Below are 24,531 nucleotides of genomic sequence, written 5' to 3'. Positions count from 1 at the left end.
ATTGCCCCCTTTTGGCGCAATCGACGTGCAGAATTTGCACTCATCGACTACGCCGCTTGCAGCGATTGTTATCAAAATTGCTGAAACCTTTTTTTGCTGCGCTAATTTCCCTACAATCAAAAACTATGTTGTCGCAAAAAACTGAGGAACGCATGAGTACGGCCAAACACAGTAAGCTGCTCATTTTAGGCTCCGGCCCTGCCGGATATACTGCGGCAGTCTATGCCGCCCGCGCTAACCTGAATCCGGTATTGATTACCGGGCTGGAAAAAGGCGGTCAGCTCACCACCACAACTGAAGTGGAGAATTGGCCAGGCGATCCGAACGATCTGACAGGCCCGGCGTTGATGGAACGTATGCAAGAGCATGCCGAGAAATTCAACACCGAAATTATTTTCGACCATATTCATACGGTAGATTTGCAGAATCGCCCGTTCCGTTTAACGGGGGACAGTGGCGAATACACCGCTGACGCGCTGATCATTGCTACTGGCGCCTCCGCACGTTATCTCGGCCTGCCCTCTGAAGAAGCGTTCAAAGGCAAAGGGGTTTCCGCCTGTGCGACCTGTGACGGTTTCTTTTATCGCAATCAAGAAGTCGCGGTGATTGGTGGCGGTAATACCGCGGTGGAAGAGGCCCTTTACCTGGCAAATATCGCGGCGAAAGTCCATTTGATTCACCGTCGTGATAGCTTCCGTGCGGAAAAAATCCTGATTGATCGTCTGATGGATAAAGTGCGCAACGGCAACATCGTACTGCACACCGATCGCACACTGGAAGAAGTGGTCGGCGATCAGATGGGTGTCACCGGTGTGAAACTGCTTTCCACCAAAGGTGAAGAGCCGGAAACGCTGGATGTTGCCGGGCTGTTTGTGGCGATTGGTCATAGCCCGAATACTGACATTTTCGACGGCCAGCTGGCGCTGGAAAACGGCTATATCAAAGTGCAGTCCGGTCTGCAGGGCAATGCGACCCAGACCAGCATTCCTGGCGTGTTTGCGGCGGGTGACGTGATGGATCATATTTATCGCCAGGCGATCACCTCTGCCGGCACCGGCTGTATGGCGGCGCTGGATGCAGAACGCTATCTTGACGGGCTTGTTAAAACCGATCTGTAACTTGTTAATAAGCTGATCATAATTGCAAAGAGGCGACCTGTTTAGGTCGCCTTTTTTATTGCCTGCATGCTAAAGTTCATGCGCTTACTATTTCCGGATACTTTATCCGGTTTTGCCTCTCTCCATCAGTGATCAAACGGCTTCGCATGGAAAAATCACGGCAGCAACATCTTCTTCGCTGGCTCCGCCAGCAACGTCTTCATGGCGCACGAAGTTTACGTGCCGCATCGCTATTCGGTTTTGCCGGTGCACTGGTGATTATTGCTCAAGCCTGGTTGCTGGCCTCGCTGCTGCAGAATCTTATTGTCGCCCAACAACCGCGCGGTGCCCTGCTGACTGATTTCATCCTGCTGCTGTTGTGCTTTGCTCTTCGCGCAGGTCTGCACTATGCACGAGAAATGGCAGGTTACCGTGCTGGCGTTGCCATCCGTCGCGCTCTGCGCAAGCAGGTACTGGATAAGCTGAATGATTTAGGTCCTGCCTGGGTTCAGGGCAAACCAGCGGGAAGCTGGGCAACGCTGCTGCTTGAGCAAATTGAAGAGATGCAAGAGTATTACGCGCGGTATCTGCCACAGATGTCACTGGCCGTTTTTATTCCCTTCGCCATCCTGATAGCCATCTTCCCGATTAACTGGGCGGCAGGATTGATCCTGCTCGCGACCGCACCGCTGATTCCGATTTTCATGGCGATGGTCGGCATGGGTGCCGCCGATGCAAACCGTCGCAACTTCCTCGCACTGGCGCGTCTGAGCGGCGATTTTTATGACCGCCTGCGCGGGCGTGAAACCTTGCGCCTGTTCTACAGGGCTGCCGCTGAACAGCAGGCGATTGCTGAAAGCACCACGGATTTTCGTCAGCGCACCATGGAAGTGCTGCGCCTTGCTTTTCTCTCTTCCGCAGTGCTGGAATTCTTTGCCTCACTGGCGATTGCCGTGGTCGCGGTCTATTTCGGCTTCTCCTACCTTGGCGAACTCAATTTCGGTCATTACGGCACTGGCGTGACCTTGTTTGCTGGATTCCTGGCACTGATATTGGCGCCTGAGTTTTTCCAGCCGCTGCGCGATCTGGGTACTTTTTACCACGCTAAAGCGCAAGCTGTGGGGGGCGCCGATGCACTGGATCGTTTTCTTAACGAAAGTCCGGAAATCCCAGCTTCCGCCTCCAGCCTGTCAGTCGCTTTCGATACACCTTTAAGCCTTGAAGCACAAGATTTGGTGGTGATGACAGCCAAAGGTGAAGCGTTATCACAGCCGCTGAATTTTACGCTTGAGGCGAATAAACGCGTGGCGCTGGTGGGTCAGAGTGGAGCGGGGAAATCAGCACTGATGAACGTGTTGCTCGGCTTTCTACCCTATCAAGGATCGCTGCGGGTCAATGGGCATGAACTGAGGGATATCAGCCGTGAGAACTGGCAGCAGCATCTGGCGTGGGTGGGTCAAAATCCCCATTTGCCCGCGACCACGTTGCGCGAAAACCTGTCTCTCAACAGCAGCATGGATGAAGCAACACTGCGCAGCGTTTTGCAACAGGCGGGCGTGGATGAGTTTCTCGCCCGTTTACCGCAAGGCCTCGACACATCCATTGGCGATGGTGGAATGGGCCTTTCTGTTGGCCAGGCACAACGCGTCGCCGTTGCGCGTGCACTGTTGAAACCGGCACAACTACTGCTGCTGGACGAGCCCGGTTCAGGTCTTGATAGCCAAAGTGAACAGCATGTGTTGCGCGCATTAAACCAGGCCGCCACACAGCAAACCACCCTCATGATCACCCACCAACTTCACGATCTTGCCAGTTGGGATGAAGTTTGGGTGATGCAATCCGGGAAACTGGTGCAGCAGGGGCAGTGGCAACAACTGATTGCTCAGGACGGGCCGTTGCGTGCCATGGTGCAGCATCGCCAACAGGAGATTATCTGATGAATCCACTATTGCCGTTTCTGCGCCTGTTTCGTCGTCATCCCTGGCGTTTAGGTCTGGGCATCGTGTTAGCCATTGCGACTTTGCTCGCCAGTATCGGCTTGCTCACCCTATCTGGCTGGTTCCTTGCCGCCTCATCGCTGGCTGGCGTGGCTGGCCTTTACAGTTTCAACTATATGTTGCCCGCAGCAGGGGTGCGTGGCGCGGCCATCACTCGCACTGCGTCGCGTTACTTCGAACGCTTAGTCAGTCACGATGCCACTTTCAGGGTGTTGCAGCATTTGCGTGTGTTCACCTTTAGCAAACTGATCGCACTGGCCCCCGAACAACTGGCCTGTTTCAGACAGGGCGAACTGCTTAACCGCTTTGTCAGTGATGTCGATACGTTAGACCATCTCTATCTGCGCGTCATTTCACCGCTGGTCGGCGCGGCGGTAGTGATAGTGGTAGTCACTTGCGGTCTGGCGATATTGGATGTGCCACTGGCGCTGCTGTTGGGCGGGATGATGTTGCTGACGCTTGTGCTCATGCCGCCGCTGTTCTGGCGATTAGGCACCTCAGCCGGGCATCGCATCGCCCAGCACCAAGCCAGTTGGCGTTTGCAACTGACGCAATGGGTAACCGGACTGGCTGAATTGCAAATTTATGGTGCTGCGGCCTTATGGCGTCAAAAACTGGATGCGGAGGAAATGCGCTGGCAGCAGGCACAGCAGCGTCAGCATCGTCTGCAAGCGCTGGCACAAAGCCTGTTATTGTTAACTAGTGGATCAACCGTCGTCTTGCTGCTGTGGATCTCCGCAGCGGGCGTGGGCGGCGATAGCGCACCTGGCGCATTCATCGCACTTTTCGTGTTCTGCGGCCTGGCGGCATTTGAAGCGCTGGCACCGGTAGCAGGCGCCTTTTTGCCGCTTTCGCAGGTCACTGGTGCGGCGCAACGCGTACAGGAAATCATTGAGCAAGCGCCTCTGATTCGTTTTCCATCCTCGACCGTGCCCTCTGATTCGGGCATCAGCCTGACGCTGGAAAAAATCACTTTCAGCTATCCGCAGCGACCGGAACCGGTACTCAGGCAATTCTCGCTGACACTGCGAACCGGTGAGCATCTGGCACTGCTCGGCCCCACCGGCTGCGGCAAATCCAGTTTGCTGGCACTGATCACGCGTGGCTGGCAGGCGCAGCAGGGTGACATTCGACTGAATAATATTCCCCTAGCTGAGTGGGACGAAAAAAGTCTGCGTCAACGTATCAGCGTGGTCACGCAGCGCGTGCATCTGTTTAGTCAGACGTTACGCGATAATTTACTGCTGGCACACCCTGCCGCCAGTGATGAACAACTGAATGCAGCACTGCATCAGGTTGGACTCACCCATTTGGCGGAACATGATGAAGGGCTCAACGCATGGATGGGCGAAGGTGGCCGCCCGCTGTCGGGAGGCGAACTGCGCCGCCTGGCCATTGCACGCGCCCTGTTGCACAACGGCGATCTATGGTTGCTTGATGAGCCCACCGAAGGCCTGGACGCCACCACCGAACAGCAGATATTGACGCTGTTGCGCCAGGTCAGTCAGGGTAAGACGGTTATCATGGTGACCCATCGCCTCAGCGGCCTGGCAACAATGGATCGTATTTGCGTGATGGACCAGGGACAGATTATTGAGTCGGGCACGCATGACGAATTAATCTCAAAAGCAGGACGCTATTGGCGTTTCCACCAGCGCTTTGCGCTATAGTCTTAGCGAGCAGCCCGAAAGGTAATTGACGCAATGAGACTGGTACAACTTTCACGGGATTCATTAAATTTTCCTCCGCCGGAGATGGCGCTGCGCGAGCCGAATGGATTATTGGCGATGGGCGGCGACCTCTCCCCTGCCCGACTGATGAACGCCTATCAGCGCGGCATTTTCCCCTGGTTTTCGCCCGGCGATCCGATTCTATGGTGGTCGCCCGATCCGCGTGCCGTGATGCTTCCTGAATCTTTTCATCTCAGCCGCAGCATGGCGCGTTTTCATCGCCGTTCACCTTTTCGCGTTACCATGAATCATGCTTTCCCGCAGGTACTGGAAGGCTGTGCCAGCGGCAGACAAGAAGGCACCTGGATTACCTTTGAGGTGAAACGCGCCTGGCTGCGTTTGTACGAGCTGGGTCACGCGCATTCGATTGAAGTCTGGAATGATAATCGGCTGGTAGGCGGCATGTATGGTCTGGCGCTTGGGCAGATTTTTTGTGGCGAGTCGATGTTTAGCCGCCAGGAAAATGCGTCAAAAACTGCGCTGTGGGTGTTCTCTCAGCATTTTCTCGCTCATCAGGGACGCTTGATTGATTGCCAGGTGCTTAACCCACATACGGCTTCGTTGGGCGCCGTTGAAATCCCGCGTGTCGATTATTTACAGTACGTGCAAACACTGGCGTGGCAGCCTGTTTTAAGCGGTTGCTGGCAAACACAAACCCTTTTTTGACCCTGCTCGCAGATGTTTTGCACACAATTCCCGACAAAAGTGATACAATAAGCGAGTTTGGTATGTCGTCCGCGCTTCGCTGTGGCGAGCCGGAATTGCCAGGTTGGGAATCTCATCCATTTCCCGAAGCTGTTACCGTTGTGCACTTGATGCCAATTGCGACAACTTCTTAGCCCGCTAATCCCCCGCAGACGTCAATAAAAACACCCGAATTTTTCCGTAATGCACGCGCAATGGCGCGACGCACGGCGAAGCGTTGGCAAAATCGCCAACGGTTCTTTACATAAATCATGGAATTCGGCATTATCTTGCCGGTTCAACAGTTTGGTAGTTCACCCCAGAGGATTCGATGGCCAAAGAAGACAATATTGAAATGCAAGGTACCGTACTGGATACGTTACCTAACACCATGTTCCGCGTAGAACTTGAAAACGGGCACGTGGTTACCGCTCATATCTCCGGTAAAATGCGCAAAAACTACATCCGCATCCTGACGGGCGACAAAGTGACTGTCGAGTTGACCCCGTACGACCTGAGCAAAGGCCGCATTGTCTTCCGTAGTCGCTAAGTTGTTGTCCACATCTCGCGTTTGTGGCAATTAACTGAGCGCGAAAAAAAAGGCCGGATTTTCATCCGGCCTTTTCTTATCTGCAACTCAGCACATCAGTGCACAGTCCCTTCGGTTTTCCGTTTTTCCGCACTCAGGAAATGGTAGGTCAGCTGGTTTTTTTCTTTATCCAGCGCCACCGAGACTGAACCGCCATCCACTAATGAACCAAACAGCAGTTCGTTAGCCAGTGGTTTCTTCAGATTCTCCTGCACGGCACGTGCCATTGGACGGGCACCCATCGCTTTGTCGTAACCTTTATCCGCCAGCCAGTCACGAGCATCATCACTGACTTCCAGCGAGACGCCTTTTGCATCCAGTTGCGCTTGCAACTCGACGATGAACTTATCCACCACCTGATGGATCACCGCGGTATCCAGATGACGGAACCAGATAATGTTATCCAGACGGTTACGGAACTCAGGCGTAAAGATCTTTTTGATCTCTTCCATCGCGTCGGTGCTGTTGTCCTGCTGAATCAAACCAATCGACTTACGCTCAGTTTCGCGAACACCGGCGTTGGTGGTCATCACCAGCACCACATTGCGGAAGTCCGCTTTGCGGCCGTTGTTATCGGTCAGCATGCCGTTATCCATCACCTGCAGCAGCAGGTTAAAGACATCCGGGTGCGCTTTCTCGATTTCATCCAGCAGCACCACCGCATGCGGATGCTTAATCACCGCATCGGTGAGCAAACCACCCTGATCGAAACCAACATATCCCGGAGGTGCACCGATCAAACGGCTAACGGTGTGGCGCTCCGTATACTCGGACATATCGAAACGCAGCAGCTCAATCCCCAGGGCCTTCGCCAACTGAACCGTCACTTCGGTTTTACCGACGCCGGTTGGCCCAGCAAACAGGAATGACCCCACGGGTTTGCGATCCTGACCGAGACCGGCACGGCTCATCTTGATCGCTTCAGTCAGTGCTTCAATCGCGTTATCCTGGCCAAACACCAGCATTTTCAGACGATCGCCGAGATTTTTCAGCGTGTCGCGATCGGTGGCTGACACACTTTGCTCTGGGATACGCGCAATACGTGCCACCACAGATTCAATATCCGACACGTTGACCGTTTTCTTACGCTTACTCACCGGCACCAGACGCGCACGAGCACCTGCTTCATCTATCACGTCAATCGCCTTATCCGGCAGATGACGATCGTTGATGTATTTCACCGCCAATTCCACGGCTGCACGCACTGCCTTCGCGGTATAACGCACATCATGGTGAGCTTCATACTTCGGTTTCAGTCCGTTAAGAATCTGCACGGTTTCTTCGACAGAAGGTTCGGTAATGTCGATCTTCTGGAAACGACGCGCCAGCGCACGATCCTTCTCAAAGATGTTGCTGAACTCCTGATAGGTGGTTGAACCCATCACGCGGATTTTCCCGCTGGAGAGCAACGGTTTGATCAGGTTAGCGGCATCCACCTGTCCACCGGACGCGGCACCCGCACCGATAATGGTGTGAATTTCATCGATAAACAGGATGCTACTGGTATCTTGTTCCAGCTGTTTGAGCAGCGCTTTGAAACGTTTTTCAAAATCACCACGGTACTTGGTACCCGCAAGCAGCGAACCGATATCCAGCGAGTAGATGGTGCAATCTTTCATCACTTCCGGAACATCGCCCTGCACAATGCGCCAGGCCAGCCCTTCCGCAATCGCGGTTTTACCCACGCCAGATTCACCCACCAGCAGCGGGTTATTCTTACGGCGACGGCACAATACCTGAATGGCACGCTCCAGCTCTTTATCGCGGCCGATCAGCGGGTCGATTCCGCCGACACGAGCAAGCTGATTAAGATTGGTGGTGAAGTTTTCCATACGTTCCTCCCCGCCTGCTTGCTCTTCGTTAACCGGATTCTCCGCATTGTTCTGCGGCTGGCCCGGCTCATCTTTACGCGTACCATGGGAGATGAAGTTCACCACATCGAGGCGGCTGACTTCGTGTTTGCGCAGCAGGTAAGCCGCTTGAGACTCCTGCTCGCTGAAAATGGCGACCAGCACGTTCGCGCCTGCCACTTCGCTGCGACCGGATGACTGGACATGGAATACCGCACGTTGCAACACGCGCTGGAAGCTGAGCGTTGGTTGAGTATCACGCTCCTCTTCACTGGCTGGCAGCACCGGCGTGGTTTGTTCGATGAAGGCTTCGAGTTCCTGTCGCAGAGCCACGATATCCACCGTACAGGCTTCCAGTGCCTCTCTGGCCGACGGGTTGCTAAGCAATGCCAGCAACAGATGCTCGACGGTCATAAATTCATGACGGTGCTCGCGCGCTCTGGCGAAAGCCATGTTTAAACTGAGTTCCAGTTCTTGATTGAGCATTTGGCACCTCCCCCAATTATCGCTCTGACGACCTTTCCCCTATATGGAGACGGGCTCAGGCTTTTTCCAGCGTACACAGCAACGGATGTTCATTCTCTCGTGCGTAATTGTTCACCTGGGCGACTTTGGTTTCCGCCACTTCTGCAGTGAATACACCACAAATCGCCTTTCCGTGGTAGTGAACTTTCAACATCAGTTGCGTTGCACGTTCAACATCATAAGAAAAGAACTTTTGCAGAACGTCAATAACAAATTCCATAGGTGTATAATCGTCATTATTCAGAATGACTTTATACATTGAAGGCGGCTTTAACCCTTCGCGTACTTTATCTTCGGCTAGATGTTCAAAATTAAGCCAGTCGTTTGTGTTTGCCATAATGTTCCGTCGAAATTCTGCGTTACGATTGCGCGCATTTCTGCGCCCATTCCTAAGTTTAACATGTCTGTCAAGCCACCTTTCCCTTAAGAAAAAACGGCCCTAAAAGCCCATGCGCGACCTGTATCACAAAATTTGCAATAGCGTTAACTGCCTCAAATTTTGATGAATTTCTCCCCGTGCGCCAGGGCCGTTTGCTTGACGATAAGGACCGTTTCTCTACATTCTACTTACACAAGCTGATTGAGTTTTAAACAAACTCGACTCACAGCTTCAATGACCTCACCTACTGTTCAAAATGTCTTGCGAGGGAAGTAAAAGCATGGAGACGGGTACTGTTAAATGGTTCAACAACGCCAAGGGCTTCGGCTTTATCTGTCCGATTGGCGGCGGCGACGATATCTTCGCACACTACTCCACGATTCAGATGGAGGGATACAGAACGCTGAAGGCCGGCCAGCAGGTTCAGTTCGATGTCCATGAAGGGCCAAAAGGCAATCACGCCAGCTTGATTGTGCCCTGTGAAGTCACGCAAGTCGCCTGACGCGCGCATCTTCATTCATTCTGACCACTCCCGAAAAAAAATGCCAGCCGCAGACGCTGGCATTTTTCTTTTGCGGATTTTCCCGCCCCTCAATCTGCACGTCCGCGAGCTAACCACATCACGCGAGCAAACAGCTGATCCAGTAACGAGGGAATCGCCTGCGGCCCACGCTCTGCCGCCGCCATGGCTACCGCAATCGCCAATTCGGGTTTTGAGCTGTGATGAATCGCTTTAGTAATAATACGCCGCGCATTCATCGGCACGTTTAACGGCAGGTGCGCCACGTCGTGATAAACGTCGCTGAACCCCTGCTTATAGAGAAAATGTTCTATATCCGGAGCCGGGAACTGCGTCAGATGATCGTCTTGCTGCTCATGCTCCTGCAGTTGGCTCCGTGCGCTGGCTGCATACTTATTGCCCGCTTCGTCGCCGTCAGTCAATACATGCCAGGCAATGCCCATGCGTCTGGCAAACTTCAACAGCGGCTTAAGACCAGACTGCGCAAATTCGATGACTTTGACCCCTTCGGCCGCAAAATGGTAACCGCGCTGCCGTGCCAGTTCATTGATGATCCACACTTCCGTCTCCCCCTCCACCAGCAACCAGCAGCGGGCAAAGAGTGCCGAGGGGCGATTCACGCGGATATGAAAGCCAATACGGCGGCTCTCCTCAGCGCTCAATCCTTCAGGACCAATCCGCCATGCCGCAACGCGTGTAGGTTCACGCACCAGGCGACAAATATTCTCTAACGGCACCTGAGATAACAGCTCCCCCGAATTGGTGGTGGTGATTTTTTGCAGCGGCATTAAATCCAGCAGATTCCACGCCACTGACAGCATAATTGGATGCAGTCGCGTTTCCGGATCCTCCACCAGCAACAATGGATGAGCGCCCGGCGGCAGCGCTTCATTGCCGTGCGCCTGAATCAGTAAAGAGAACATGCGCAATAAAATGACCTGCCGACTGCGTGATTCCGTTCCCGCAATCAGGTGGTTAAGCTTGTCAAGTGAACGCCAGCCTTGCGAACCATCGCGTAATTCAGGTGCGACACGCGCCGCGCTGACCCCCGGTTGCTGCACAAGGAAGTAGTGCTCCAGCAATTGCTGCATGGTGTGCAAGCCCTGACGCAGTAAATCGTCGCTCAGATTCTGCGGCTGCACCACCAAATCCCGGGTTAATTTCTCGACTTCCTGTGACAATTCACTCAGCGTCGTGGCCCGGCGGTCCGCATCGGTGCTGCTGTGCCGTCCACGCCGGCCAAAGCGCGCATCGCGTAGTCTGAGCACGGGATAGAAGGCACGCAGATGGGCCAGCGCCGCCTCAGTGCCTTCCATCGCCAGCACATCGCCATTTTGGTCGATGAAGCGCCAGGTGGTTTTCACACCATGCTCGTTGCGGCGCGCACGGGTGCTGAAGCGGATAAAGCGCCCGTTTTCATCGCGCTGCCAGAAAGGCTGGAACACCGCTTCATCATCGCCCGCTTCTGCTCGAAAGCGAAACACCAGTTGCAGCTGGCGCAGGCGTGCTTCCAGATCGCCCGGTGGGAAGTGAAAATCATGTTCGGTAAACTGATAAGGTTCAGCCGCAGGCGCCAGTAATAACGTCAGCGCATCCAGCAAGCTGGATTTACCCCAGGCATTTTCACCAATCAGCAGATTGGTATCAGTAAGCGGCAACGACAGCCGATTGATGCCACGAAAACCGCGAATATCGATATGTTCCAGAAACATCATGCTATCCCTTGAGTGCTTTGCCTGAGCATGGTTCGCCTCGTTAAGTTGGTCAAGTTAATGCACGGGTAAAAGGTTTACACTTCAACTGTTTTCCGTTAGCTTGCGGCCCTCTCCCACGGATGGAAACGCGCTATGTATGGCTTGATCATCATTCTGCTGCCACTGATTGCTGGCTATTTACTGCATGTGACCCGTGCCAATCTGCTGCGCGGCGTCGCCCGCATGCTGAGCGCACTGGTGTACATCATCCTGTTTTTTATGGGCACCAGTCTCGCTTTCCTCGATAACCTCAGCAGTAATCTGCTCACCATTTTTCATACCGCGTTGATCAGTATGTTGTGCATTCTCGCCTGTTCTCTGCTGGCTTTCTGGCTACTGGAGAAGCGCGTGCCGTGGCATCACCCGCACAAGCAGCAAGCCCTGCCTTCACGTCTGCACATGGCGCTGGAATCCCTCAAGCTGTGCGGCTCGGTACTGGGCGGATTCCTGTTGGGATTAAGCCAGTGGTCAATTCTGCGCCACGCATCAACCATCAGTGAATATGCCCTGATGCTGATGTTGTTCCTGGTCGGCATTCAACTGCGCAGCAGCGGCATGACCTTGCGTCAAATTACGCTCAATCGTCGCGGCATGCTGGTAGCCGCGGTGTCGCTGTGCAGCGCCTTAATCGGCGGAATGCTGGCCGCATTATGGCTCGATTTGCCAATCAAAACCGGCCTGGCGCTTGCCAGTGGCTTCGGCTGGTACTCGCTGTCCGGTATTCTGATGACCGAATCCTTCGGCCCGGTGATTGGCAGCGCGGCCTTCTTTAACGACCTGCTGCGTGAGCTGATCACCATCATGTTAATTCCGCTACTGATCAGCCGTCAGCGCAGCATGACGCTGGGATTGAGTGGTGCCACCTCAATGGATTTCACCCTGCCGATTCTGCAACGCACTGGCGGCATGGAGATTGTTCCAGCGGCGATCGTGCACGGTTTTATCATGAGCTTATTAGCGCCGATTCTTATCGCGTTGTTCTCCGCCTGACCGCAGAGCGCATTTTTTCACGGCTGCGCGTCGTCTCCATCGTCTACGCTTTCTGACTGACACGTTTCCGCCATCGGGATGGATGGCAAAACACCAGAAAGGAGCGAATGATGAAGCAAACTGTGGCAGCACTGTTGGCCAAAACCCTGGAAAATGCGGGCGTAAAGCGCATTTGGGGCGTGACGGGCGATTCGCTCAACGGGCTGAGCGACAGCCTCAACCGCATGGGAACCATCGAATGGATGCCCACGCGCCATGAAGAAGTGGCGGCTTTTGCTGCCGGCGCTGAGGCTCAAATCAGCGGCGAGCTGGCGGTATGTGCCGGTTCCTGTGGCCCCGGAAACCTCCATCTGATTAACGGACTGTTCGATTGTCATCGCAACCACGTTCCGGTACTGGCGATCGCCGCACATATCCCTTCCAGCGAAATCGGCAGCGGCTATTTTCAGGAGACGCATCCGCAGGAGCTATTCCGCGAATGCAGCCATTACTGCGAATTAGTCTCTAACCCAGAGCAGTTGCCGCAAGTGTTGGGGATTGCGATGCGCAAAGCCATCCTTAATCGTGGTGTATCCGTGATTGTCATTCCCGGCGATGTGGCGTTGAAACCGGCACCGGAAGGCGCACGCAGTGAATGGTATTCACCGCAGTTGCCACATATTGTGCCCAACGCCAGCGAGATTGCCCGCCTGGCTGAAACGCTGAACGACGCAGAAAATATTACCTTGATGTGCGGCAGCGGCTGTGCTGGCGCGCATGCAGAAGTGGTGAAGCTGGCAGAAACGCTGAAAGCGCCCGTGGTGCATGCCATGCGCGGAAAAGAGCACATCGAGTACGATAATCCTTACGACGTCGGCATGACCGGCTTAATCGGCTTCTCATCCGGTTATCACGCCATGATGAACGCCGACACGCTGGTGCTGCTGGGCACACAGTTCCCTTATCGCCCGTTTTATCCGGCTGATGCCAATATCATCCAGATTGATATCAATCCCGCCAGCCTTGGCGCACACAGCCATGTCAATATGGCGCTGATTGGGGATATCAAAGCCACATTGCAGGCGCTGCAGCCGCAGCTCAACAGCAAAAACGATCGTCATCATCTCGACAGCGCGTTGGAACACTATGTGGATGCGCGAAAAGGTCTGGATGAGCTGGCCACCGCCAATGATAAACAGGCGATTCATCCGCAATATCTGGCGCAGCAAATCAGCCATTACGCGGCTGAAGATGCCATTTTCACCTGTGATGTCGGCACGCCCACCGTTTGGGCCGCACGTTACCTGAAGATGAATGGCAAGCGCCGTTTGCTGGGATCGTTCAACCACGGTTCGATGGCTAACGCGATGCCACAGGCGCTCGGCGCTCAGGCAATCGATAAGCAGCGTCAGGTCGTGGCGCTGTGCGGTGATGGCGGCTTCAGTATGTTGATGGGCGACTTTATTTCGGTGGCACAACTGAAACTGCCGGTGAAGCTGGTGATCTTCAATAACAGCGTGCTGGGCTTCGTGGCGATGGAGATGAAAGCCGGTGGTTACCTTACCGACGGCACCGATCTGGAGAACCCGGATTTTGCCGCCATTGCCACCGCCTGCGGCATTAAAGGCATTCGCGTCGAGAAAGCCTCTGAACTCAACAGCGCGCTGGAACAGGCGTTTGCGCATGATGGCCCGGTACTGATCGATGCGATCACCGCTAAGGAAGAGCTGTCGATGCCGCCGCAGATCAAAGCCGAGCAGGCCAAAGGATTCAGCCTGTACATGCTGCGCGCGATTCTGAATGGACGGGGTGATGAGATTGTTGAACTGGCGAAAACCAACTGGCTGAGGTAAAACGGATAACCAGGCCAGATAACTCACAACGCGGGCGCTCAGCCCGCTTTTTTGTTTCAGGAGAGCGATGTGATCGATTTACGCAGTGATACCGTAACCCGCCCAAGTGCCGCCATGCTGGATGCGATGATGGCCGCCGAAACTGGCGATGATGTCTATCGTGACGATCCCACCGTCAATGCGCTGGAAATCGAGGCCGCCCGCCTGAGTGGCAAAGCCGCAGCGCTGTTCTTCCCGACCGGCACGCAAGCCAACCTGGTGGCGCTGCTGTGTCACTGCCAGCGCGGCGATGAATATATCGTCGGTCAACAGGCACATAACTACAAATACGAAGCGGGTGGCGCGGCGGTACTGGGCAGTATTCAGCCACAACCGATCTCGCACGCCGAGGATGGGTCGCTGCCGCTGGCGGATATCGTTGCCGCTATCAAACCCGATGATATCCACTTTGCGCGCACGCGCCTGCTGAGCCTGGAAAACACCCATCACGGCAAAGTGCTGTCGCAGAGCTATCTGGAACAAGCGTGGAAGTTAACGCGCGAACACAAACTGGCGCTGCACATTGATGGTGCCCGTATCTTCAACGCGGTGGTGGCGCAAAATGTTGAGCTAAAGGATATCGCGCGTTATTGCGACACGCTGACCATCTGCCTGTCCAAAGGACTCGGCACCCCGGTGGGTTCACTGCTGTGCGGTGATGAAGCCTACATTGAGCAGGCGCGTCGCTGGCGTAAGATGACCGGCGGCGGCATGCGTCAGGCGGGCATCCTGGCGGCGGCGGGTCTGTACGCGCTGAAGCACAACGTGGCGCGCCTGAAAGAAGATCACGACAATGCCGCGTGGCTGGCTGAACAGCTCAGCGCCATAGGGGTTGAGGTACTGAATCAGCACACCAACATGTTGTTTGTGAAAGTACCGGCGGATCAGGTTGACGCACTGAAAAGCTGGATGCACTCCGGCGATGTGCTGATGAGCGTGGGTCCGGTCACGCGCATTGCCACCCACCTCGATGTCAGCCGCCAGGATTTACAACGTCTGGTTGCGCACTGGCAGGCGTTTTTAGCGTAACAGGCCGCAAAGTGTCTTGCAGGGACGGCTTTCGGGCCATCCACAAGCTCACCAACGCGAGGCCCTGTTTCAGCCGCACCGTATTTCACCAGCAGCGCCCGAGCTATCGCCAGCGTTTCCGCATCGGCGATGCCATACACCGTCTCTTCACTGCGCTGCGCCGTATTTCGCCAGCAGCGCCCGAGCTATCGCCAGCGTTTCCGCATCGGCGATGCCTCGATAATCCCGCGCACGGAAGTGCATCTGAAACGCCGCAATCAGCTTACGCTGCATTGTCGGGGTATTCGCTGAATTGACGTCATAACCATAGCGCTGCAGCACATCCAGCAGTTCGGCCTGATCGATGGGCGCATCCGCTGCGAGCCCATTGAGATAGCGCTGCACGGTGGCGCTATCGGGCCATGCGCCCAGCCCCTGCTGCGCCAACTGCTGCCACGGGAACAGGGGGCCAGGATCCTGTTTACGCTGCGGCGCGATATCGCTGTGCCCCACCAGATTTTCAGGCGTGATGGCATAACGCTGCGTGATATCTTTCACCAGCGCCACCAGCACACTGATTTGCGCGGGCGTAAAAGGCTGCCACTCCACGCCGGTTAATGTCCGCGTGTAGCCACGATTGACGATCTCAATGCCAATCGAGGTGTCATTGATACGGGTCGCACCGCGCCAGAAACTCGGCCCGGCATGCCACGCCAGTTCGCGCTCCGGCACCAGTTGCCAGATGACGCCCTGGCCGCCTTTTTGCGCCGGCTGCTGCGGGATCAAATAGTGGGCACTGACTTCACGATCGGTGAGCGTGGCCAGCGAGGATGGCAGATCTTCGGCGGTATAATGGATCACCACCACTTTAATGCGTGGCCGCGCACCCTGCGCCGGATGCGCGGTATCGACCCAGTAGCCGTTGCGCGGCTCAACAGACGACTGACAGGCACTCAGTAAAAACGCCAGCGCCAACAGAACAGCAAAACGCATCAGCGAATAATCACTGCGGTACCGGTCACACTGACCATCAGCATGCTGCTGTCTTTGCCCACGGTTTCATAATCGATATCAATGCCGACGACCGCATTCGCGCCCAGCGCCTTTGCCTGCTCTTCCAGCTCTTCAAACGCGATCTGTCGCGCTTTGCGCAGCTCTTTTTCATAAGCACCGGAACGACCACCGACGATATCGCGAATCCCGGCAAAGAAGTCACGGAAAATGTTGGCCCCGAGAATCGCTTCACCGGTAACCACACCGCAATATTCAGTGATGCTGTGCCCTTCTAAGGTGGGCGTGGTGGAAAATTTCATTTTTCTCTCCTGAGGTGAACAGCTCGTACGGCGTAAAAGCAAGACTATACTCTATGCTAAAAATGACGCTTTGCCAGTGAACAATAAGGAAATCGAGATGAGAAACAATGCCTTTGCGCTGCTTGTTCCCGCTGCGTTACTGCTCAGTGCCTGTACCACCGTTGAACCGGTGATCAAGGATAACGGACCGCGCACTGCCAGCTGTGCCGACGGTGGCCCAGATAGCGTCGCGCAGCAGTTTTACGATTTGCGCATCAGCCAGCCCAGCCAGGGTCTGCCCGATAGCACCGCGCTGGCGAAATATCGCCCTTACCTGAGCGATCGCCTGTATCAGAAACTGCTGAGCGCCAGCACGCAGAGCAGCAAACCTGCCTCATGGAGCCAGGGCGATCTGTTCTCCAGCCTCGCACAGGGTCCCACGTCCGCCGATGTTGCCAGCGCCTCAACCATTCCTAATCGCGATGCACGTAACATCCCACTGCGCGTCGATTTGAGCCGTGATGGCAAAAGCTGGCATGACGAGGTATTGATGATTCACGAAGGAACCTGCTGGGCGGTGGATGATATTCGTTACGTCGGTGACTGGCCGCACGCAGGCGGCGGATCGCTCAGCCAGCTGCTGGAAGAGAAGAAATAGCTGTTCAATTTTACAGCACTCAGTTCTAAACATAAGCGCGCCGCATCTTTGCGGCGTTTTTTGTTAATTTTTCATCAATAAATTGCAGCCAGCGAGCCCTTCCCGGCGTTGACCTGCGCGATATTGTGCTACGCTTTTGGGACTTCACTGCTGTTTAATAAATTTTAACCCACCACAATTGCATAACTATTCTGGTGACGTTAAGATTCGCGGCACTAATTACTATTCATTTTTTGCGCATGGGTATTCAACTAAACGCCATAAACTGTTTTTACGGTGCCCATCAGGCACTGTTCGATATCAACCTGGCTTGTCCGCAGGGAGAGACGCTGGTGTTGCTCGGGCCGAGTGGCGCGGGTAAAAGTTCGCTCCTGCGCGTCCTCAATCTGCTGGAGCAGCCGCGTTCAGGCAGCCTGCAGATTGCCGGGAATCACTTCGACTTCAGCAAAGCGCCGTCAGACAGCGCAATCCGTGAACTGCGCCAAAACGTGGGCATGGTGTTCCAGCAATACAATCTGTGGCCTCACCTCACCGTGGTGCAGAATCTGATTGAAGCACCGTGCCGCGTGCTCGGTCTCAGCAAAGACGCCGCGCGTGCGCGTGCCGACAAACTGCTGGAACGTCTGCGTCTGACCCCCTTTGCCGATCGTTTTCCATTGCATCTTTCTGGTGGCCAGCAACAACGTGTGGCGATTGCCCGAGCGTTGATGATGGAGCCGCAGGTGCTGTTGTTCGACGAACCCACCGCCGCGCTCGACCCTGAAATCACCGCGCAGATCGTCAGCATCCTTCGTGCGCTGGCACAAACGCAGATCACCCAGGTGATTGTGACCCACGAAGTCGAAGTGGCGCGCAAAACCGCCAGCCGCGTGGTGTACATGGAGAACGGCCATATCGTTGAGCAAGGCGATGCCAGCCACTTTACACAGCCGCAAACCGAAGCGTTTGCACATTATCTTTCGCACTAAGTCAGGATGCATCTAATGAAAAAAGTCGTACTTGCTGCACTGCTTGCCGGTCTGAGCCTCAGCGCTTCTGCTGCGCAGACCCTGCGTTTCGCCACTGAAGCTTCATATCCTCCATTTGAATTTGTGGATTCTGACAACAAAATTCAGGGCTTCGATGTCGATCTGGCCAATGCGCTGTGTAAAGAGATTGATGCGACCTGTACCTTCACCAACCAGGCATTTGACAGCCTCATCCCCAGCCTGAAGTTCCGTCGTTTTGACGCCGTGATGGCGGGTATGGATATCACCCCAGAGCGTGAAAAGCAGGTGCTGTTCTCCAAGCCTTACTACGATAATTCCGCGATCTTTATTGCCCAGAAAGGCAAGCTGGCGAATGTGGATGCGCTGAAAGGTAAACGCGTTGGCGTTCAGAACGGCACCACGCACCAGAAATACCTGTCTGATAAACACAACGACATCACGGTTGTGCCTTATGACAGCTACCAGAACGCGGTTCTGGACCTGAAAAATGGCCGTATTGATGCGGTATTCGGTGACACCGCCGTGGTGAACGAATGGCTGAACCAGAATGCCAACCTCGCACCACTGGGTGAGAAAGTGACCGATAAAGATTACTTCGGTACCGGTCTGGGTATCGCCGTCCGTCAGGGCAACAGTGAGCTGCAGGGCAAATTCAACACCGCTCTGGAGAAGATCAAAGCTGACGGCACTTACAAAACCATCTACAACAAATGGTTCCAGCAGTAATCTTTGATGAATGAAATGATTCCACTCGCAAGCGCCGCCGGCATGACCGTCGGCCTTGCAGTTTGTGCACTGATCGCCGGCCTTGTGCTGGCGATGATTTTTGCTGGCTGGGAAACCGTCCGCTGGAAACCGCTGGCGTGGATCGGTACCGGGCTGGTGACACTGATCCGTGGCCTGCCGGAAATTCTGGTGGTGCTGTTTGTCTACTTTGGTGCCTCACAGCTGCTACTGACCTTATCCGATGGCTTCCATATCAATCTGGGCTTGTTTAGCATTCCCGTGCAGGTTCAGATTGAAAACTTCGACGTCAGCCCTTTCCTGTGCGGCGTCATTGCCCTGGCAATGCTTTACTCGGCCTACGCCTCCCAAACGCTGCGTGGCGCGCTGAAAGCCGTGCCTGTCGGCCAATGGGAATCTGGCCAGGCGTTGGGTATGAAGAAATCGGCGATTTTTTTCCGCCTGATCATGCCACAAATGTGGCGTCATGCGCTGCCGGGCCTGGGCAATCAGTGGTTGGTGTTATTGAAAGATACTGCGCTGGTGTCGCTAATTAGCGTGAATGACATCATGCTGCAAACCAAAAGCATTGCCACACGCACCCAGGAACCCTTTACCTGGTATCTGGTGGCTGCGGCCGTCTACCTGATCATCACGCTGTTCAGTCAGGCGATACTGCGCCGTATTGAATCACGCACCACGCGTTTCGAGCGGGGGGCCTGACGCATGCTGGATTACTTACCCGAACTCCTGAAAGGGCTGCACACCAGCCTGACCTTAACCATTGCGTCACTGATTGCCGCGCTGGTGCTGTCGCTGCTGTGTACCATCGTGCTCTCACTGAAAGTCCCGGTGCTCAACTGGCTGGTGAAAGGCTACATCACGGTGTTCACCGGCACGCCGCTGCTGGTGCAAATCTTCCTGATATATTACGGTCCCGGCCAGTTTCCCAGCATTCAGAACGTGCCGTGGTTATGGCATCTGCTATCACAGCCCTGGCTGTGCGCGCTGATTGCACTGTCGCTCAACAGTGCAGCCTATACCACTCAGCTATTTTACGGTGCAGTACGCGCCATCCCTTCGGGTCAATGGCAATCCTGCGCTGCGCTGGGGATGAACCGTAAAGACACGCTGCGTATCCTGCTGCCGTATGCGTTTAAACGCGCCCTCTCCTCTTACTCTAACGAAGTCGTTTTAGTGTTTAAGAGCACTTCACTGGCGTACACCATTACGCTAATGGAAGTGATGGGGCATGGGCAATTGCTGTATGGCCGCACTTATGACATCACGGTGTATGCTGCTGCCGGGCTGATCTATCTGGTGGTCAACGGTTTGCTCACGCTGATGATGCGTTTAATCGAAAAGCGCGCATTGGCATTCGAACACCGTAATTGAGTGTTGTAGTGGCGCGAAGTATCGCGTTTGTCTGAGGTGAAAGTGCTGCGGACAAACGCGTCATATCTCGCGCTGCTACGCCCCAATAACGCATGTAATTTTTTAATCATATTATTTGCATATAAATTCATTTACTGGCATCGTGTAACCCGTTCTATCTCTGGCATGGTTTACAGGAGTCACATAATGAAAAAATGGATTGTTGCTGCGGCGCTGGCAACACTGGCAATGAATGCTTATGCGGCGGAAAAAATCCGCTTCGCCTCTTCTGCGACCTATCCCCCGTTTGAATCCCTCGACCACGACAACCAAATCGTTGGCTTCGATATCGATCTGGCAAAAGCCTTATGCCAGCAAATGAAAGCGGATTGCACCTTTACCAATAACGCGTTTGACAGTCTGATCCCTTCGCTGAAGTTCCGTCGTTATGATGCGGTTATCTCGGGTATGGATATTACCGCCGAGCGCAGCAAACAGGTCGATTTCACTCAGCCCTACTACGCAAATTCCGCGATTGTGATTGCACATAAAGGCCAGTACACCGACTTCAGCCAACTGAAAGGCAAGCGTGTCGGCGTGGAGAATGGCACCACGCATCAGAAATACCTGCTGGAGAAACATCCTGAAGTGATCGCCGTGGCCTATGACAGCTATCAGAATGCGATTCTCGATCTGAAAAATGGTCGCCTGAACGGCGTATTTGGCGATAGTGCGGTGGTCAATCAGTGGCTAAAAGCCAATGAAGACCTCAGCCCAGTGGGTGAACATATCACCGATACCGAATACTTCGGCACCGGCTTAGGCATTGCGGTGCGTAAAGGCAATGCAGCGCTGTTAAAAGAGATGAATGACGCGCTGGTGGCGTTGAAAGCCGATGGCACCTGGCAGCAAATCAACCAGAAGTGGTTCCCGGAATAAGCATTATGGAGCCTCGTGGCGTGCCACCTGACAGGTTCTGCACGTCCTCCGTTCAGGCGGTGGCTACGTGGCTCCACCCTTCTTAATCAGTAATGTCAGAACTTCAAAATGTGCGGTGTGCGGGAACATATCAAACAGCTGGACGCGGCTCACCGCGTAATCGGCCAGACGTGCAATATCCTGCGCCATCGTGCTGGGATTGCAGCTTGAATAGAGAATGTAGTCTGGCGCCATTTCACAGAGATAAGCACACAGCTCAGCACCAATCCCGCGACGCGGCGGATTGACCAGCACCAACTGTGGCACCTGCTCACGCGATGTGGCGAAGTGGGTCGAATCCAGCGCGGCGAAACTCACCTTATCGAGTCCTAACTGTTCAGCCGACTGCTGCGCACAGGCAATGGCTTCCGCACTGATCTCAATACCGGTCAGCTGCATCTCGGGCGTGGCACAGTGCAAGCCGAAACCGCCCACGCCGCAGAACAGATCCCACATGCTGGACACCGGCAGCTCCGCGACCCAATCACGCGCCGTGGCATACAAATCGGCGGCGACCTGCGGGTTAGTCTGGAAGAAACTCTGCGGGCGAATATACAGCGGCACCTGATTGAAACACTCCGCCAGCGCCTGATCCGGCGTCAACGCAATCTCTTCATCCCCTTCCAGAATCGCCATATGCACCGGCTGGATGTTGGCGGAGATCACTTTCAGTTGCGGCAATTGCTGCTGCAGCCAGTGCAAGGCCGCACGCAACTGCTCCAGCTTGCTGGTGGATCGCAGCACAAACCGCAGCATCATGCCACCTTGCGAACTCTCGGTCAGCAGCAAGAATTTCAGTTCACCGCGTTTTCGCGCCACGTTGTAGGGCGTTAATCCGGCGCGGGCAATAAAGGGTTTCAGCACATCGAACACCGGCGCAAAGCTGGCGGGATAGAGCGGGCAATCACACAGATCAACTGGATCGCCATCACGCGCCACCATGCCAAAAATCGGCCGCTCAACGCTGCCGCTCACCACCATTTTGGCTTTATTACGAAAACCCTGCAGCGCGGAGGTTACCGGCGGTAAATACTCAGCCACCGCGGTCTGCGACAGTAACTGCTCGAGCAGCGACTGCTTCTCGCTGAGCTGCTGCGGATAGGGTTTCTCCAGCCACTGGCACGAACGACAGCGACCGGCATCATAAAGCGCGCAATGCATGGAAAGGCCTGTATTCAGAATCGGGAGAAAAATCGGGGGCAGATTGTATCACCGGGCGCGGAAAAATGCGCGACTGCTGGCCGGCACAAACAACAGCAGTACCACCAGCGCATCCGGCACTTTCTGCATCAGCGTGTGATGAATGATCTGTGCATTAGTCTCACCGGGAATACTGAAGATTTCCGGGTAGATCCACCCAACGGACGCCATCAGCATATAACCGAGCACGATAATTTGCGCCATCACATAACCCCATCGTCCGCGATTGCTACCGCGCAACAGGGTAAAGGCACAGCGTAGTTCAAACAGAAAGATCAGCTGACTGGCGATAAAAATTAGCGTGGAATCCCACGCCTGCGCGCTACGGTGGACAAAGTTAGCCATTTCGTCGTAACCCAGTTCATTGGCCAGCATCAGCACGCTGAGACAGCGCGTGGCAATAATGGCGATCCCCGCCACCATCACCGGTGCAGGCGTAGAATTTGCCATCGCGTTTTTGAGGGTTTCCGACATGGTTTGACTCCGTAACCATAAAAAAACGGGCCATTAAACCGGCCCGTTCTTATATTGGCAAATGTTACGGCTTTCAGCCACGTTTAGCTTTCTGAATATCGCGTAAACGTTGCTTTTCTTCGTGCGCCATAAAGCGCCAGGCGATGAAACCGACCAGGCCGACGACAAACAAAATCAACGAGGCTAACGCATTGATCTCTGGATTGACGCCGCGTCGCACGGTAGCAAAGATCGCCATTGGCAACGTGGTAGCGCCTGGCCCGGTGACGAAGCTGGCAATCACCAGATCATCGAGTGACAGCGTAAAGGCCAGCAGCCAGCCGGTGACAATTGCCGGAGCAATCATGGGTACGGTTATCACGAAGAATACTTTCAGCGGCGTCGCCCCGAGATCCATTGCCGCTTCTTCGATGGAACGATCCAGCTCGCGCAGACGGGAGTTGATCACCACCGCCACATAAGCGGTACAGAAGGTAACGTGCGCCAGCCAGATGGTGAGCATGCCGCGATCGCTCGGCCAGCCAAAGGTGTTGCCCATTGCTACAAACAGCAGCAGCAGTGACAACCCGGTGATCACATCCGGCATCACCAGCGGTGCAGTGAGCATAAATGCAAAACCGCTATGCCCACGGAAACGGCCGAAACGCACGATGATCACCGCCGCCATAGTGCCCAACACCACCGCCATGGTGGCCGAGAGCGCGGCGATAGTCAGGCTGAGGCCAACGGCATCCAGCATCGCATCGTCCTGGAACAGCACTTTGTACCAGTGGAATGAGAAGCTCTCCCACACGGTGACCAACTGCGAGCTGTTGAAGGAGTAAACCACCAGCAGCAGCATCGGCGCGTACAGGAACAGGAAGCATGCGGCCAAAATCGCCGTACGCCATGGAGAGCGAATGGTCGGTAACTGATTCATTCCTTCTCTCCTAACTCACGATTTTGATGCTTATGGAACCAGATGATCGGCAGAATCAAAATCAACAGAATGATCACCGCCAGCGCTGAAGCCACCGGCCAGTCACGGTTATTAAAGAACTCCTGCCATAGAATACGGCCAATCATGATGCTGTCCGGCCCTCCCAGCAGTTCTGGGATCACGTACTCCCCTACCGCCGGGATAAACACCAGCATCGAACCGGCGATAATCCCGCCTTTGGTCAGCGGCACAATCACGCTAAAGAAGGTTTTAAGCGGACGCGCGCCCAGATCCAGTGAGGCCTCGACCAGCGAGTAGTCGATACGGGTTAGCGCGGTATAGATCGGCAACACCATAAACGGCAGATAGCAGTAAACAATGCCGATATACACCGCGGTATTGGTGTAAAGAATCACCAGCGGGTGATCGATAACCCCCAGCCACATCAGGAAGCGGTTAAGAATGCCGTTGTTGTTCAGCAAGCCCATCCACGCGTACACGCGCACCAGGAACGAGGTCCAGGAGGGCAAGATCACCAGCAACAGCAGGATGGTGCGCATTGAAGGTTTGCTGTGCGCTACCGCCCACGCCAGTGGATATCCGATCAGCAGACAGATCACGGTAGAAATTGCCGCCACCTTGAGTGAAGTCAGATAGGCTTCGGCATACAGCGGATCATCCGTCAACGTGATGTAGTTACCGAGATTCAGCACCAGATTGAGCTGGTCATCGGCCCAGGTCACCAGATCGGTGTAAGGCGGAATGGCACGCGCAATATCGGCGAAACTGATCTTCAGCACGATCAGGAACGGCAGCAGAAACAGCAGGATCAGCCAAAGATAAGGCAAGGCGATCACCAGCTTGCGGCCATGCAGCATTTTAATGCGCGTGCCCCAGCGCTGCAGCGGTGTGCCCACCACTTCCGGCTCG

At 54.8% G+C, this 24,531-nt stretch carries 24 protein-coding genes; 15 read left to right on the top strand and 9 right to left on the bottom strand.

The annotated features are described in order from the left end of the window. Positions 1 to 152 precede the first annotated feature (152 nt). From trxB to infA, 5 genes are all read left to right on the top strand, one after another. The gene (gene trxB / locus RT340_RS09185) at positions 153 to 1,118 is read left to right on the top strand and encodes a thioredoxin-disulfide reductase (RefSeq protein WP_313375495.1); all 966 of its coding nucleotides are present in this window, start codon (positions 153 to 155) and stop codon (positions 1,116 to 1,118) included. A 146-nt stretch (positions 1,119 to 1,264) separates the two neighbouring features. Continuing rightward, positions 1,265 to 3,034 carry a heme ABC transporter permease/ATP-binding protein CydD gene (gene cydD / locus RT340_RS09180; protein ID WP_211728161.1) on the top strand — a complete coding sequence of 590 codons (1,770 nt, stop codon included), beginning with the start codon at positions 1,265 to 1,267 and terminating at the stop codon, positions 3,032 to 3,034. Further along, positions 3,034 to 4,764, top strand: a complete 1,731-nt coding sequence (gene cydC / locus RT340_RS09175) for a heme ABC transporter ATP-binding protein/permease CydC (protein WP_211728160.1) — start codon at positions 3,034 to 3,036, stop codon at positions 4,762 to 4,764. Before cydD ends, cydC begins: the two co-directional genes overlap by 1 nt. A gap of 33 nt (positions 4,765 to 4,797) precedes the next feature. Next, positions 4,798 to 5,490: a leucyl/phenylalanyl-tRNA--protein transferase gene (aat, locus tag RT340_RS09170; protein ID WP_097119335.1), complete on the top strand. Its 693-nt coding sequence runs from the start codon at positions 4,798 to 4,800 to the stop codon at positions 5,488 to 5,490. A gap of 349 nt (positions 5,491 to 5,839) precedes the next feature. After that, complete coding sequence (gene infA, locus RT340_RS09165; RefSeq protein ID WP_002211347.1) at positions 5,840 to 6,058, top strand: translation initiation factor IF-1; 219 nt, start codon at positions 5,840 to 5,842, stop codon at positions 6,056 to 6,058. 95 nt (positions 6,059 to 6,153) lie between these two features. Here infA and clpA read toward each other — a convergent pair whose 3' ends face one another. Both clpA and clpS read right to left on the bottom strand, forming a co-directional pair. After that, on the bottom strand, positions 6,154 to 8,433 hold the full coding sequence (clpA, locus tag RT340_RS09160; protein WP_313375492.1) for an ATP-dependent Clp protease ATP-binding subunit ClpA: 2,280 nt from the start codon (positions 8,431 to 8,433) through the stop codon (positions 6,154 to 6,156). Between the two features lie 55 nt (positions 8,434 to 8,488). Next, a complete protein-coding gene (clpS, locus tag RT340_RS09155; RefSeq protein ID WP_034820663.1) occupies positions 8,489 to 8,809 on the bottom strand; it encodes an ATP-dependent Clp protease adapter ClpS in 321 nt (106 codons plus the stop codon). Positions 8,810 to 9,131: 322 nt separating this feature from the next. Between clpS and cspD the strand changes: the two genes are divergently transcribed. After that, a complete protein-coding gene (gene cspD, locus RT340_RS09150; RefSeq protein ID WP_038647847.1) occupies positions 9,132 to 9,353 on the top strand; it encodes a cold shock-like protein CspD in 222 nt (73 codons plus the stop codon). A gap of 89 nt (positions 9,354 to 9,442) precedes the next feature. Here the strand turns inward: cspD and RT340_RS09145 are convergent, their stop codons facing one another. Further along, positions 9,443 to 11,083: an ATP-dependent nuclease gene (locus RT340_RS09145; RefSeq protein ID WP_211728204.1), complete on the bottom strand. Its 1,641-nt coding sequence runs from the start codon at positions 11,081 to 11,083 to the stop codon at positions 9,443 to 9,445. 135 nt (positions 11,084 to 11,218) lie between these two features. Here RT340_RS09145 and RT340_RS09140 point away from each other — a divergent pair, with 135 nt between their 5' ends. The 3 genes from RT340_RS09140 to ltaE all read left to right on the top strand — a co-directional run bounded on the left by RT340_RS09140 (position 11,219) and on the right by ltaE (position 15,015). Further along, entirely contained in the window at positions 11,219 to 12,115 is an 897-nt protein-coding gene (locus RT340_RS09140; protein ID WP_166936476.1) for a lysine exporter LysO family protein, read from the top strand. A 110-nt stretch (positions 12,116 to 12,225) separates the two neighbouring features. Further along, positions 12,226 to 13,947: a ubiquinone-dependent pyruvate dehydrogenase gene (gene poxB / locus RT340_RS09135; protein ID WP_211728203.1), complete on the top strand. Its 1,722-nt coding sequence runs from the start codon at positions 12,226 to 12,228 to the stop codon at positions 13,945 to 13,947. A 69-nt stretch (positions 13,948 to 14,016) separates the two neighbouring features. Then, entirely contained in the window at positions 14,017 to 15,015 is a 999-nt protein-coding gene (gene ltaE, locus RT340_RS09130; RefSeq protein WP_097119339.1) for a low-specificity L-threonine aldolase, read from the top strand. A gap of 147 nt (positions 15,016 to 15,162) precedes the next feature. On the opposite strand, the gene RT340_RS09125 is transcribed toward ltaE, so the two are convergent. Together RT340_RS09125 and RT340_RS09120 are read right to left on the bottom strand one after the other, a co-directional pair. Continuing rightward, positions 15,163 to 15,987, bottom strand: coding sequence for an N-acetylmuramoyl-L-alanine amidase (locus RT340_RS09125; protein WP_160832419.1), 825 nt, complete (start codon positions 15,985 to 15,987; stop codon positions 15,163 to 15,165). Then, positions 15,987 to 16,307, bottom strand: a complete 321-nt coding sequence (locus RT340_RS09120) for a heavy metal-binding domain-containing protein (RefSeq protein WP_100702561.1) — start codon at positions 16,305 to 16,307, stop codon at positions 15,987 to 15,989. Before RT340_RS09120 ends, RT340_RS09125 begins: the two co-directional genes overlap by 1 nt. Positions 16,308 to 16,404: 97 nt before the next feature. On the opposite strand from RT340_RS09120, the gene RT340_RS09115 reads away from it, so the two are divergent. The 6 genes from RT340_RS09115 to artJ (RT340_RS09090) all read left to right on the top strand — a co-directional run bounded on the left by RT340_RS09115 (position 16,405) and on the right by artJ (RT340_RS09090) (position 20,969). Beyond that, positions 16,405 to 16,944 carry a lipoprotein gene (locus RT340_RS09115; protein ID WP_160832417.1) on the top strand — a complete coding sequence of 180 codons (540 nt, stop codon included), beginning with the start codon at positions 16,405 to 16,407 and terminating at the stop codon, positions 16,942 to 16,944. Between the two features lie 239 nt (positions 16,945 to 17,183). Then, the gene (gene artP, locus RT340_RS09110) at positions 17,184 to 17,912 is read left to right on the top strand and encodes an arginine ABC transporter ATP-binding protein ArtP (protein ID WP_313375482.1); all 729 of its coding nucleotides are present in this window, start codon (positions 17,184 to 17,186) and stop codon (positions 17,910 to 17,912) included. Positions 17,913 to 17,927: 15 nt separating this feature from the next. Continuing rightward, on the top strand, positions 17,928 to 18,659 hold the full coding sequence (gene artJ, locus RT340_RS09105; RefSeq protein ID WP_313375480.1) for an arginine ABC transporter substrate-binding protein: 732 nt from the start codon (positions 17,928 to 17,930) through the stop codon (positions 18,657 to 18,659). Between the two features lie 6 nt (positions 18,660 to 18,665). Then, positions 18,666 to 19,379, top strand: coding sequence for an arginine ABC transporter permease ArtQ (artQ, locus tag RT340_RS09100; RefSeq protein WP_097119343.1), 714 nt, complete (start codon positions 18,666 to 18,668; stop codon positions 19,377 to 19,379). Positions 19,380 to 19,382: 3 nt separating this feature from the next. Continuing rightward, a complete protein-coding gene (artM, locus tag RT340_RS09095; protein ID WP_097119344.1) occupies positions 19,383 to 20,051 on the top strand; it encodes an arginine ABC transporter permease ArtM in 669 nt (222 codons plus the stop codon). A 186-nt stretch (positions 20,052 to 20,237) separates the two neighbouring features. Next, positions 20,238 to 20,969, top strand: coding sequence for an arginine ABC transporter substrate-binding protein (artJ, locus tag RT340_RS09090; RefSeq protein ID WP_097119345.1), 732 nt, complete (start codon positions 20,238 to 20,240; stop codon positions 20,967 to 20,969). 63 nt (positions 20,970 to 21,032) lie between these two features. Here artJ (RT340_RS09090) and rlmC read toward each other — a convergent pair whose 3' ends face one another. The 4 genes from rlmC to potH all read right to left on the bottom strand — a co-directional run bounded on the left by rlmC (position 21,033) and on the right by potH (position 24,521). Beyond that, positions 21,033 to 22,169: a 23S rRNA (uracil(747)-C(5))-methyltransferase RlmC gene (rlmC, locus tag RT340_RS09085; RefSeq protein ID WP_211728159.1), complete on the bottom strand. Its 1,137-nt coding sequence runs from the start codon at positions 22,167 to 22,169 to the stop codon at positions 21,033 to 21,035. A gap of 48 nt (positions 22,170 to 22,217) precedes the next feature. Continuing rightward, a complete protein-coding gene (locus tag RT340_RS09080) occupies positions 22,218 to 22,682 on the bottom strand; it encodes a YbjO family protein (RefSeq protein ID WP_097119347.1) in 465 nt (154 codons plus the stop codon). Positions 22,683 to 22,755: 73 nt separating this feature from the next. Then, complete coding sequence (potI, locus tag RT340_RS09075) at positions 22,756 to 23,601, bottom strand: putrescine ABC transporter permease PotI (protein WP_097119348.1); 846 nt, start codon at positions 23,599 to 23,601, stop codon at positions 22,756 to 22,758. After that, entirely contained in the window at positions 23,598 to 24,521 is a 924-nt protein-coding gene (gene potH / locus RT340_RS09070; protein WP_313375499.1) for a putrescine ABC transporter permease PotH, read from the bottom strand. The genes potI and potH overlap by 4 nt, the downstream gene beginning before the upstream one ends. Positions 24,522 to 24,531 lie beyond the last annotated feature (10 nt).

The organism is Pantoea sp. CTOTU50773 (genome assembly GCF_032082325.1).
In the GTDB taxonomy this organism is placed as follows: Bacteria; Pseudomonadota; Gammaproteobacteria; order Enterobacterales; family Enterobacteriaceae; genus Pantoea; species Pantoea communis.
This window is presented reverse-complemented; position numbering and strand designations above follow the sequence as displayed.